This is a genomic window from Planomonospora parontospora (assembly GCA_014647935.1).
GTDB lineage: Bacteria > Actinomycetota > Actinomycetes > Streptosporangiales > Streptosporangiaceae > Planomonospora > Planomonospora parontospora.
Genome location: BMQD01000003.1, coordinates 428,944 through 440,957, shown reverse-complemented (window position 1 = coordinate 440,957; position 12,014 = coordinate 428,944). Strand labels below are relative to the sequence as shown.

General features: G+C 71.4%; 11 protein-coding genes. 4 read left to right on the top strand and 7 right to left on the bottom strand.

Features of this window, described 5'->3' with window-relative positions; genetic code table 11:
• The first annotated feature begins 710 nt into the window (after positions 1–710).
• Entirely contained in the window at positions 711–1,037 is a 327-nt protein-coding gene (locus IEZ07_RS07400) for a hypothetical protein (protein ID WP_191894058.1), read from the top strand.
• A gap of 190 nt (positions 1,038–1,227) precedes the next feature.
• Here IEZ07_RS07400 and IEZ07_RS07395 read toward each other — a convergent pair whose 3' ends face one another.
• Positions 1,228–2,469, bottom strand: coding sequence for a M20 family metallopeptidase (locus IEZ07_RS07395; RefSeq protein WP_068896668.1), 1,242 nt, complete (start codon positions 2,467–2,469; stop codon positions 1,228–1,230).
• A gap of 538 nt (positions 2,470–3,007) precedes the next feature.
• Here IEZ07_RS07395 and IEZ07_RS07390 point away from each other — a divergent pair.
• A complete protein-coding gene (locus tag IEZ07_RS07390; RefSeq protein ID WP_239319537.1) occupies positions 3,008–4,384 on the top strand; it encodes a peptide ligase PGM1-related protein in 1,377 nt (458 codons plus the stop codon).
• Here IEZ07_RS07390 and IEZ07_RS07385 read toward each other — a convergent pair.
• Positions 4,343–4,609 (bottom strand): SCO4848 family membrane protein, encoded by a 267-nt coding sequence (locus tag IEZ07_RS07385; protein ID WP_239319540.1) that lies wholly within the window; start codon positions 4,607–4,609, stop codon positions 4,343–4,345. The two genes, IEZ07_RS07390 and IEZ07_RS07385, sit on opposite strands and share 42 nt — an antisense overlap.
• A 109-nt stretch (positions 4,610–4,718) precedes the next feature.
• Between IEZ07_RS07385 and IEZ07_RS07380 the strand changes: the two genes are divergently transcribed.
• Positions 4,719–5,930 carry a D-alanyl-D-alanine carboxypeptidase family protein gene (locus IEZ07_RS07380; protein WP_191894056.1) on the top strand — a complete coding sequence of 404 codons (1,212 nt, stop codon included), beginning with the start codon at positions 4,719–4,721 and terminating at the stop codon, positions 5,928–5,930.
• Between the two features lie 102 nt (positions 5,931–6,032).
• On the opposite strand, the gene IEZ07_RS07375 is transcribed toward IEZ07_RS07380, so the two are convergent.
• The 4 genes from IEZ07_RS07375 to IEZ07_RS07360 form a co-directional block, all read right to left on the bottom strand.
• Entirely contained in the window at positions 6,033–6,776 is a 744-nt protein-coding gene (locus IEZ07_RS07375) for a GNAT family N-acetyltransferase (protein WP_191894055.1), read from the bottom strand.
• A gap of 120 nt (positions 6,777–6,896) precedes the next feature.
• A complete protein-coding gene (locus tag IEZ07_RS07370; RefSeq protein WP_191894054.1) occupies positions 6,897–7,835 on the bottom strand; it encodes a YihY/virulence factor BrkB family protein in 939 nt (312 codons plus the stop codon).
• A gap of 35 nt (positions 7,836–7,870) precedes the next feature.
• Entirely contained in the window at positions 7,871–8,875 is a 1,005-nt protein-coding gene (gene trpS, locus IEZ07_RS07365; protein ID WP_191894053.1) for a tryptophan--tRNA ligase, read from the bottom strand.
• A 38-nt stretch (positions 8,876–8,913) separates the two neighbouring features.
• Positions 8,914–10,281, bottom strand: coding sequence for a hemolysin family protein (locus IEZ07_RS07360; RefSeq protein ID WP_239319543.1), 1,368 nt, complete (start codon positions 10,279–10,281; stop codon positions 8,914–8,916).
• Between the two features lie 122 nt (positions 10,282–10,403).
• Here IEZ07_RS07360 and galE point away from each other — a divergent pair, with 122 nt between their 5' ends.
• Positions 10,404–11,363, top strand: a complete 960-nt coding sequence (gene galE / locus IEZ07_RS07355) for a UDP-glucose 4-epimerase GalE (protein ID WP_068896663.1) — start codon at positions 10,404–10,406, stop codon at positions 11,361–11,363.
• A gap of 34 nt (positions 11,364–11,397) precedes the next feature.
• On the opposite strand, the gene IEZ07_RS07350 is transcribed toward galE, so the two are convergent.
• Complete coding sequence (locus tag IEZ07_RS07350; RefSeq protein WP_191894051.1) at positions 11,398–11,952, bottom strand: DUF11 domain-containing protein; 555 nt, start codon at positions 11,950–11,952, stop codon at positions 11,398–11,400.
• Positions 11,953–12,014 lie beyond the last annotated feature (62 nt).

The following is a 12,014-nucleotide window of genomic DNA, read 5'->3' as shown; positions in this document are numbered from 1 at the left end:
ACCGTAACCGGAACGAGCCCTACCCCCCTTCCGAGAGCCCGAACCGGTCACGGGCAATGCCCCTCCCAGCATCCCGTGCCGCTTCTGCAATCGACCTCGGACAGCCGCAGGCCCCCTGTTCCGTGACGGCACACCCGCATCGGGAACGGAGACCCGGGGCCGCGTTCCGCACGCCCGCCCCGGCGGGACGCCCCGGACGGCCGGAGTCACGGCCTGCGCCGCGAACCGGGATCGCCGGCCGTACGAGCGGTCCCGTCCGGCGCCCCGGCCGGTACTCGGCCCCGGTACTCGGCCCCGGTACTCGGCCCCGGTACGCGGCCGCCGTCCGCCCGCCGGGGCGGAACCACCGGGAAATCGTCCGGATCGCCGGCCCAGGACATTCTTCCGACACGGAACCCGTGATTCAGTTAAAAACGTTTCCACGAAAATCTTCCGGCCCTCGGGGCCTCCCCGGCCGAGTCCGAAACACTTCTTCCCATGAATCCGTCCCAGCGCCTTCGACCCGAGCCGAGTACGGCGCCGCGCGCCCCGCCATGCCCCGGACGAAGCGGCCGACCTTTCCAGACGGCCGTCGAAGGCCGAGCTCGGCACCCGAAAGATCGCATTTCACTCCTTGCGGGGAGAATGCGAAGCCTGATTCTCACCGCCGGCCGAACAGACCCCGTGTTAGCCTACCGCCGCAAGATCATCTCGCCGCGAGGAGGATTCACATGAAGAAGCTCAAGGCCATCGCAACGACGCTGATTAGTTCTGCAGCGCTCCTTACCGCGAGTGTCACCACGGCCTCTCCGGCCAACGCGGAGGTCTGGTCCTGCTCGACCAGTCACTCGCCGAACGTCGCACGCACGCAGTGCTTCGCGGGCTGGGGCGCCTACCGGGTGATGGCCACCTGCGTCACTTCGAAGTACCCCTACCGCATCACGATCTACGGCAACACCGTTACCAGGGAGCGGAACACCATGAAGGCACCGGCTTCCGCCGTACGGGCAGCGGGGTACAACTGCAGCATCACCGACGCGACCGTCGACGTTCACTGAGGGAGCGCCGGAAACACCGGTTCGCCGCCGATCGGCTCTGCGGAACGGACGAAGGACCGGTCCGGCACGGATCATTGCCGTCACGGGCCTTGCGGAGATCATCGAGCCTCCGCAAGACCTCTCTTCTCCGCTGTGGAGGCGCGGCGGATCCCGCCACGCTCCGCAACCGGATCGGTCGGCCTCCGGCGGCTCAGGTGTCCAGGTTCACCACGACGAGCGGCTCCTCGACGGTAGGCTGCCGCTCCTCCCAGAGGGCGGTCAGCGCCGTCCCGACCAGGAAGCGCACGCCCGCGCCGATGCAGCTCTCGTCGACGTCGAAGGTGCCCTGGTGGATGTCACCGGCGTGCGCCGTGCCCGGCGTACGCGTGCCCAGGCGGGCGAACGCCCCGGGGACGGACTCGAGGTACCAGCCGAAGTCCTCGCCGCCCAGGCTCTGCTGGGTCGGCACCGCGGCGCCCTCGCCGAGCATGCTCTCGGCCGCCTCGGACAGCATCTGCACGCTGTCCTCCTCGTTGACCACCGGCGGCACCCCGCGCACGTAGTCGAGGTCCACCTCGACGCCGTAGGCCCCGGCCACCGACTCCAGCAAGGACTTGATCATGTCGGGGGCCGCGTGCCAGGCCTCCTCGTCCAGGCAGCGCAGGGTGCCCTCGGCGAGGCCGTCGTCCGGGATCGCGTTGGCCACCGAACCGGCCTCGACCCGGCCCCAGACCAGGCTGAGCGACGAGCGCGGGTCGACCCTGCGGGAGAGCGCGGCGGGCAGCTCGGTGAGGATCTTGGCGAGCGCGAAGACCAGGTCCACGGTGAGGTGGGGCCGGGCGGTGTGCCCGCCGGGACCGCTGACCCGGATGTTGACCCGGTCGCAGGCGGAGGTGATGGGCCCGGCCTTGAGGCCGACCTTGCCCACGTCCACCTTGGGGTCGCAGTGCAGACCGAAGATCCGGTCGACCCCGCTCAGGCCGCCCGCGGCCAGGACCTCCAGCGCCCCGCCGGGCAGTTCCTCGGCGGGCTGGAACAGCAGCCGGACCTTGCCGGGCAGCAGTCCCGCCCTCGCCTGCTGGGCGAGGAAGAGCCCGGCGCCGAGCAGGATCGCGGTGTGCACGTCGTGGCCGCAGGCGTGGCAGACGCCGGGGACCGTCGAGCTGTAGGGCACGTCCTTCTCGTCGGGCACCGGGAGCGCGTCGATGTCGGCCCGGAGCGCCACCGTCGGTCCCTCGCCGCTGCCGATCTCGCAGATCAGGCCGGTGCCGCGCGGCAGCACCGTGGGCACGAGACCGGCGGCGCCCAGCCGCTCGGCGACGCGCTGCGTCGTGCGGTATTCGGCGAACGCCAGCTCGGGGTTCATGTGGAGGTCTCGGCGGAAGCCGATCAGCTCCGCCTCGCGCTCGGCGAGGAACGCGTCGAGTTCCCCCCGCAGATTACGCCCTCGCATTGGTCACCGTCCCATCCGCGCCAGCGGTCTGAATCCTCGACGCACGTGCCACTGCCCAGAATCACCCGATCCATGGGGCAGTCCTGTTGGAAAGCGGTCGCCGCACGGAAGGGCGCGGGCGGGTGCCCCGGACGGGCATCGCGGACACACCGCCGTGGACGACGGATCGCCGGCGCGGAGTCGGCATGCCGAAGCGAGGCCACCGGCGCGTTGACGATGACATCGACTTTATCCCTCCTCAGCGGCCCCGCGCCGACATCTGCACCAAATGTTTTGTCGCCCCATACCCGTCTCCTGTCCCTCCTGACCCATCCGAACCATGACGAATGACTCGGATTAGCCAGGGAACGGTAGTCCTACCGGATGACGGGCGCCTGGCACCCGGGGTCACGGAGGGTTGAAACATCGCCCGACCTGGCAACTTCCATGACCCCGAGGTACCGCTCATCGAACCCGGCGGACTGATGCAACCCGAAAGAATGCGTGGTTCACTCCGCTTATGATCACTAATATCCCATTTGGGGAGAAGCACTCCAGATTGAGCATCTTCGAACCGAACGAGGGAACCGTGGTGGTCATCCCCTCGCTCTCACTGCCCCAGGACGAGCTCCGGATCATCACCGGGGCGCGCTGCTACGAGGAGAGGCTGCTCTTCCTGCTCTTCACCCTGAAGCGGCCGGGGGTGAAGGTCGTCTACCTCAGCTCGGTCCAGGTGGACCCGGCGATCGTGGACTACTACCTGGGCTTCCTCGACGACCCGGGCGAGGCCCGCGGACGCCTTGAAATGATCAGTTTGGATGATCCGCGCCCCCTGCCGCTCACCGACAAGATCCTGAGCCGGCCCGACGTCCTGGCGCGGATCCGCAGCGCGCCGGGCGACGTCCGGGACGCGTGGATGGTGCCCTTCGTGGTCAGCGAGTCGGAGGAGCGGCTCTCCGGGCTGACCGGGCTGCCGGTCTACGGCCCGGCCACCGCCCTGGCCCACCTGGGTTCCAAGAGCGGGAGCCGGATGGTCGGCGACGAGGCGGGGGTCCCCCTCGTCCCCGGCTTCACCGGCCTGCGGTCGCTGACCGAGGTCGAGCACGCGGCCCGCGCGCTCGGCCGGGGCGGCCGGCTGATGGTCAAGCTCAACAACAGCTACTCGGGGCTGGGCAACGCCATCGTGGTCAAGGACGACCCGCGCCTGACCGCCTGCCGTACGAGCTTCTCCGCCGCCGAGGAGAACTGGGCCACCTTCGCGGAGAAGATCGCCGCGCGGGGCGCGGTGATCGAGGAGTTCATCGAGGACCGGCCGCTGCGCTCCCCCAGCGCGCTGGCCAGGATCACACCCGGCGGCGCCTACGACGTGGTCGCCACGCACGAGCAGGTCCTCGGCGGCCCGAACGGCGACGTGTACCAGGGCTGCACCTTCCCCGCCAGCCAGGACTACCGCGCCGAGGTGGGCGAGTGCGCCGGGCGGATCGCCGCCGTGCTGGCCCGCCGGGGCGTGGTGGGGTTGTTCGGGATGGACTTCTTCGCCGTGAAGACCGACGGCGGCTACCGGACGCTGCTGTGCGAGATCAACCTGCGCATCGGCGGCACCACCCACCCCTTCGGGGCCGCGCTGCTCACCACGGGAGCCGTCTACGACCCCGGGACCGGCCTGCTGATGTGCGACGGCCGGCCCAAGTACTACGTCGCCACGGACAACTGCGCCGTCCCCCGGCTGCGGGGCCGCAAGCCGCGGGAGGTCGTCGAGCTCCTGCGCGACCGGGGTCTCGGCTTCGACCGCGAGGCCCGCACCGGGAACGTGCTGCACCTGCTGGGCGCGATCCCCGAGTTCGGCAAGCTCGGCTTCACCAGCATCGGGAACTCCGCGGAGGAGGCCGCCGAGCTACACCGGCGGACCCTGCGGACGCTTCACCCCGCCGCGTAGGCCGCGCAGTCCCCGAAGTCCCCGAAGTCCCCGCAGGCCGCCCAGCCCGCGCACGCCGACGAAACCGAGCACGAGCCCGAGCCCGACGTTGACCGCGACCAGCACGCCGTGGACCACGTAGAACGCCGTGGGATGGCCGTCCTGCAGGTTGAACCCAAGGTTGATCCACTCGACGATCATGAAAGCGGCAAGCCCGACCAGAAATCCGGCGATCTTTCGCGACATTTGCATTATGTCCGTATCCCGCAGCGTGGCTCGTCCCGGGGCCGGGGATGAGCTCCCGCATGCGAACGCAGGCGAATCACCACAAAGCTACCCTGAGATCACTATGGGGATGAAACACGTCGCACCCGCAGGGGTGCTGCTCGCGACGGTCACCTTCCTGGGCGCGCCCGCGCAGGCCGTACAGGCCGCGCCGCCCGCGCAGAGCGTACAGGCCGCACCGCCCGGGCAGGCCCGGACCGTACAGGCCGCACCATCCGCGTACGGCGCGCCGGCCGGGGCATGGGACCCCAGCGGCCGTGAACCCGTCGGCGGCGTGCGCCTGGGCGAACGGGGCATCGTCTTCCCCACCGGGATGAAGGCCCCGCCCAAGACCTCGGCGAAGTCCTACGTGATCGCGGACGCCGACACCGGCGAGGTGCTCGCCGCCAAGAACGCGCACGGCCGCTACCTGCCGGCGAGCACGCTCAAGGCGCTGACCGCCCTGGCCCTCATCCCGAAGCTCGACAAGGCGAAGAAGGTCAGGCCGAGCAGGAACGCCGTCAACGTCGAGGGCAGCGCGGTCGGGCTGGTGCCCAAGCCGCTCTACACCGTCGAGGACCTGTTCAAGGCCCTGCTGCTGGTCTCCGGCAACGACGCCGCGGTGGCGCTGGCCGAGGCCAACGGCGGCCTGGACAGGACGCTCGCCGACATGAACGCCGAGGCCCGGCGGCTGCAGGCCTTCGACACGGTGGCCAAGACGCCCAACGGGCTCGACAAACCCGGCCAGAGCAGCTCCGCCTACGATCTGGCGCTGATCGCACGCGCCGGCCTGGCCAACCCCGACTTCCGGCGGTACGTCAGCCTGAAGACGGACAAGTTCCCGGCGCCCAAGGGCTACTACGAGATCGGCAACCACAACAAGCTGCTCTGGCGCTACAAGGGCATGATCGGCGTCAAGAACGGCTGGACCTCCAAGGCCCTGGCCAGCTTCGTCGGCGCGGCCAAGCGCAACGGCCACACCGTCATCGTGACGATCATGAGGCACGACGGCTACATGTGGGAGGACATCGCCGACCTGCTCGACTGGGGCTTCGCCGCCCGCGGCAGGGCCGTCCCGGTCGGCCGCCTGGTCGAGCCCGTCCCCGAGCCGGCCCCGCTGCCGACCGCCCAGGCCCAGGCCGCGAACCCGCCCGCCCAGGGCCCGGCCGCGGCGCAGGAACCCGCCGGGGCCGCACGACCCGCCGAGGATTCCGGCTCCGCGCTGCCCTACGCGGCCGCGGCCGCCGTCCTGGCCCTGCTCGGCGGCGCCGCCTGGCTGGTGTACGGCCGCCGCCGCTCGTAGCCTGCGGGGCTCGCGCTTCGGTGCGGGCCCGCCGTACGGCCGGCCCGCACCGGACACCGGGGACGGGAAGAGATCCCCGCAGGGAACGGGGATCCGCCATGGTCAGGACGGTGCGAGCAGTTCGTATGCCGAGACCTCGACGACGCTGGTGAAACCGAGCCGTTCGTAGAGGCGGATCGCTCCGTGGTTGGCGGTGTTGACGCCGAGGGCCGCGGTGCCGAACTCCGCGAGCACCGCCCGGCTCATCGCCAGGGTCAAGGCGGCGCCCAGCCCCCGCCCACGATGGTGCGGCGCGACCGTCAGTCCGGCGAGATAGCCGACCCCGCCGTAGCTCACGTCCGCGCCGCAGGCGACCAGCTCCTTCCCGTCACGGACGCCGTGCCACCGCCGGACATGCCGTACTCCCGGCCGGACGGAGGCGTCCGGATTGCCGGAGTCCAGAAGCACCGTGATCCCGTCGGTCGTCGGCAGCACCTCCACCCGGCCACCTCCCGGGAGCTTCGGAGGGGGCGCGTCCGTCCAGCGGAACTGCCAGTCCTCGACGTGCCGGAGCGGTAGGGAGCCCAGGAGTTCCCCGGCCCCCGGGGGGAGCCGCAGCAGCGTTCCGGGCTGGACGAGTCCGTCATCGTGGAGCGTCGCCAGCAACCGGGCCGCGTCCGACGGCGCGCCCCGGAGACCCAGCAGAGGCGTCCGGGGGGTCTCCCCCGACCAGGCCACCGCTCCGGCGCCGCGGTATCCGACAGAGCGGTCTGTGAGCACCATCCGGACGTACGGGTCGTCGCCCGCCATCGCGAGGACGTCGGCACGCCCTGCCGCGCGTTCGATCCGACCGGGCCGAAATCCCATGATCTACTTCCTACACCGCCTGCGCAGACGATCACCCTCGGGGTGGGGACGGACGCTCCTTATCCGGTGTCCGGTGCGGGTCGGCCGTACGGCGGGGCCCCACCGAAGCGCGAAGCCCCCTCAGCTCGCGGAAAGGGTGTCCCCGCCCGGCACCGGGGTCGGATCGGGCGGCGGGCCGAGGGAGGCGGTGGCCGTCCAAGCCGCGGTGTACATCACCACCCGGGCGGAGAAGTTGATCCAGATCAGCAGGCCGACCATCACCGCGAACACCCCGTAGACCGGGTTGTTCAGGGTGGACGAGAGCAGGAACGCGGCGAGCTGCTTGAGCAGGGCGAAGGCGACCGCCCCCAGCAGCGCGCCGCGCAGCACCACCCGGAAGGGCTGAGTGGAGCGGCCCAGCCAGCCCAGGACGACGAGGAAGACCACGGTGTCGGCGGCCACGCTGACCGCGAGGCCCGCCAGCCAGACGGTGGCGGTCCCGGCGAACGACTCCGACAGGCCCAGCCACCCGGCCACCGTCCCGCTGGCCTGCGTGGCGACACCGCCGACCACGACCGAGAGGAGCATCGTGAAGCCGACCAGGACCAGGGCCGCCAGGTCGCGGAGCTTGCCGGGCAGGAAGCCGAGCGGCCGCTCGGTGGTCATGGAGATCTCGCGCAGCGCCCCGCGCAGGGCGTCGATCGCGCCGAGACCGGCGTAGAGCAGGCCGAGCAGGCCGATGATCCCGGCTCCGGTCCGGGCGTCGGCGATCTGGTCGATCGGGAGCTTGGCGGCCAGGCCGGGGAGGTATTCGTCGATGGCCTTCCGCAGGGTCTCCTCGGCGCCCGGCCGCTCCGACAGCAGGAAGCCCGCGACGGCGAAGGCCAGCGCGATGATCGGGAAGAAGGACAGGAAGGCGAAGTAGGTCACCGCGCCGGCCAGCCGGTCGCCCGACTGGAGCTGGTAGCGCTGCACCGTCCGGATCAGGTGGTCCAGCCAGGGCCACCTGATCCGGTCGGTCTCGACCTCGCGCCCGCCCCACTCGCGCAGCGCGCCGATCCGTTCCCGTAGACCCGTCACGCCGCCTTCCTACCCCGGCGGCGGGCGGGAATCGCTCAGGGAGCGGGGAGGAACCCCGCCCGGTCGCGGACCTTCGCCATGGTCTCGGCGGCCACCGCACGGGCCCGCGCGGCGCCGGCGGCGAGCAGCTTGTCGAGCTCGTCCTCGTCGGCGAGCAGCTTCTCGGTGCGCTCCCGGATCGGCGTGAAGGTCTCCACGACGGCCTCGGCGACGTCCTTCTTGAAGGTGCCGTAGCCCTGCCCGGCGTAGCGGGTCTCCAGGTCGGGGATCGGCGTGGCGGTCAGCGCCGACAGGATGCGCAGCAGGTTGGCGATGCCGGGCTTGTTCTCCTCGTCGAAGGCGATCTCGGTGCCGGTGTCGGTGACGGCCCGCATGACCTTCTTGCGGAGCGGCCCCGGCTGCTCCAGCAGGTCCAGGATGCCCGCGGGAGAGGAGGACGACTTCGACATCTTGGCCGTCGGCTCCTGCAGATCGGTGATCTTCTCGACGCCCTTGACGATGTAGGGCTCGGGCAGCGTGAAGGTCTCGCCGAAGCGGTGGTTGAAGCGCTGCGCCAGGTCGCGGGTGAGCTCCAGGTGCTGCTTCTGGTCGGCTCCGACCGGGACCTTGTCCGCTCCGTAGAGCAGGATGTCGGCCGCCTGCAGGATCGGGTAGGTGAACAGGCCGACCCCGGCCGAGCTCTCGCCGTACTTGGCGGACTTGTCCTTGAACTGGGTCATCCGCCCGGCCTCGCCCATGCCGGTGAGGCACATCAGGACCCAGGCCAGCTCGGTGTGCTCGCGCACGTGGCTCTGCACGAAGACCGTGGACCGCTCCGGGTCCAGGCCGACGGCGAAGAGCTGGGCCGCGGCGATCCTGGAGCGCCGCCGCAGCGCCTCGGGCTGGTAGTCCACCGTGATCGCGTGCAGGTCGACGACGCAGTAGAAGGCGTCGTGGCCCTCCTGCAGCGCGACGTACTGCCGCACGGCACCCAGGTAGTTGCCCAGGTGGAAGGAGTCGGCGGTGGGCTGGATTCCGGACAGGACACGGGGACTGGCCATAGTCGGTAATTCTGTCAGGCGCCGGGAGTGCTCGGGGACTACGACGCGGAAGCCGTACCGGAATCCGCGGTCGCCGATCCGGAATCGGGGGAATCGGGAGGAAGATCCAGGGCGGGCGGGCCCTCCTCGGGGCGGCGTTCGATCCGCACCCGTGCCACCCTGCGCCCGTCCAGCTCCGTGACCGACAGCTCGAAGCCGGGGACCTCGACCCGCTCCCCCACCGCGGGCAGGTGCCCGAGGGCCGCCATCACGAACCCGCCGAGGGTCTCGTAGGGCCCGTCGGGCAGCCGGATGCCGGTCTCGCCCGCCACCTCGTCGAGGTTCGCCAGCCCGTCGAGCTCGACCTGCCCGGCCGGCAGCACCGCCGGCTCACCGGTGACGTCGTGCTCGTCGCGGATGTCGCCGATGAGCTCCTCGACCAGGTCCTCCAGCGTGACGATGCCCGCCGTGCCGCCGTACTCGTCCACCACGATCGCCAGGTGCTGCCCCTCGGCGCGCATCTCCGACAACGTGTTCAGCACCCGTTTGCTGGCGGGCACCAGTTTGACCGGCCGGATCGGCACCAGCTCGCCGATCGGCTCGACCGACCCGGTCAGGACCGGGTCGAGCAGGTCCCTGATGTGCACGAACCCGATGACGTCGTCGTAGGAGTCCCGGTAGACGGGGAAGCGGGAGTGCGGCATGGCCGCGGCCAGGACGGCGGCCTCGGCGAGCCGGGTGTCGACGGACATGAACTCCACCTCGGTGCGGGGCAGCATCACCTCGCGGAGCTGCCGCTTGCCCGCCGCGAAGACCTCCGCGATCAGGCTGCGCTCGTCCTCGGCCAGCTCCTGGTGGCCGACCACCATGTCGCGCAGCTCCTCGGTGGACATCTCCTCCCGGTCCGCCTCGGGATCGCCGCCGAGCAGCCTGACCACGCCGTCGGTGGACTTCGACAGCGCCCAGATGACCGGCCGCGACAGCGCGGCCACCCGGTCCAGGAACGGCGCCACCAGGAGGGAGAGCCCTTCGGCCCGCTGCCGGGCCAGCCTCTTGGGCGCCAGCTCGCCCAGCACCAGGGAGAAGTAGGAGATCACCAGGGTCACCAGCACCAGCGCGGCGGGTGCGGCGACGGCGGCCGGCGCGCCCCAGCCGGTCAACACGGGCACCAGGTCCTTGGCCAGGGTGTCGGCGCCGAAAGCCGCCGACAGCATGGTCGCCACCGTGACGCCGATCTGCACGGCCGACAGGAAGCGGTTGGGGTCGCGGGCGAGCTTCGCGGCCCTGGCCCCCCTGCGCCCCCGCGCGCCGAGCCTGCGCACCTGGCTCTCCCGGAGGGAGACCATGGCCATCTCAGCGCCCGCGAAGAATCCGCCGATCAGGACGAAGAGCAGGACCAGCGCGATGTTGGCCAGGACACTGTTCACGACATCCGCTCCGTCATGGCCATCGCCCGTTCCGACTCTCGCCGATATTGGATGAGCCAGCATATGCTGGCGGTAGGCTTACATAAATAAACATCTTCAAACACCATCAAACAGGAGGGCTCGTGAAACTGCTGGTCACCGGGGGAGCCGGCTACATCGGGAGCGTCGTGGCGGCCCAGCTCACCGAGGCGGGCCACGAGGTCACCGTGCTCGACGACCTCTCCACCGGCCACGCCGACGCGGTGCCGTCCGGCGCGCGCTTCGTGCAGGGCTCCATCACCGACGCCGCCGCCGTGCTGGAGGGGATGGACGGCGTGCTGCACTTCGCCGCCAAGTCCCTGGTCGGCGAGTCCGTGGAGAGGCCCGGGCTCTACTGGGCGCACAACCTGGGCGGCACCCTGGCCCTGCTGGACGCCATGCGCACCGCCGGCGTCGGCCGCATCGTGTTCTCCTCCACCGCCGCCACGTACGGCGAGCCGGAGCGCTCCCCCATCGTGGAGACCGACCCGACCCGCCCGACCAATCCCTACGGCGCCTCCAAGCTCGCGGTCGACACCGCGCTCACCGCCTTCGCCGGGATGTACGGCCTGGCCCCGGTCAGCCTGCGCTACTTCAACGTGGGCGGCGCGTACACCGCGGCCGACGGCCGGGTCTACCGCGAGCGCCACACCGTGGAGACCCACCTGATTCCCAATGTCCTCGCCGTGGCGCTGGGACAGCGCGAGTCGGTCAACGTGTTCGGCACGGACTACCCGACCCCCGACGGGACATGCGTGCGCGACTACATCCACGTGTCCGACCTGGCCCGCGCCCACCTGCTCGCGCTGGACGCCTGTACGCCGGGCGAGCACAAGGTCTACAACCTGGGCAGCGGCACCGGCTTCTCGGTCCAGGAGGTCGTGTCGGTCTGCCGCGAGGTGACCGGGCACCCGATCCCGGCGGTCGTGGGCGGGCGCCGCGCCGGGGACCCGGCCGTGCTGGTGGCCTCCTCCGAGAAGATCCAGCGAGAGCTCGGCTGGAAGCCGGAGCACCCGGAGGTGCGGGACATCGTCGCCGACGCCTGGGCGGCCCTGCCCCGCTGAACCGGCGGCCCGGCGCCCCGGCGCCCCGTGCGGGTCACCGCGCGCCCCGCCTCCTCACGGGGGTCACCGTGCGGACCGTGTTGTCGGTCTCGTCCCCGTCCACGACCCGGGAGGAGAGCACGGCGGTGGCCCGCAGCGGGCCGCGCGCGCCCGGCCGGACCACCCCGGTGATCGTCACCTTGCCGTCGCCTCCCGCCGGCACGTCCCGGCGGGAGGCGCAGACCACCTCGCGCGCCGACCGGCCGGGGCGGCACTCCGCGACGTCGACGTAGCGGATCCGCACCGCCTTCGGCAGCCGGACGGTGAGCACGGGCAGCACCGCGTCGCCCGGCCCCGAGTTGCGCACCCGCACCCGGTAGACCAGCCGCCGCCCCGGCCGCGCGCGCCGCGGCGACGCCTCCATGCGCACGGACAGGTCCGCATCGCCCCACGCGGCCCTGCCGGCCGCCGGAGCCGCCCCCGGTTCCGCGGCGCCCACCCGCGCCGTCCTCTTCTCCGCGGCCCCCGCCGTCGCCGCCTCCGGCGCTCCCGCGAGAACCAGACCCATCACTCCGGCGACGACCCGCGCCGCACCATGCACCTTCAACACCGCTCCCCCGACGATCAGTGATCATTGAACGCGTTGATCATGATCGGCGGGCCGAACGACAC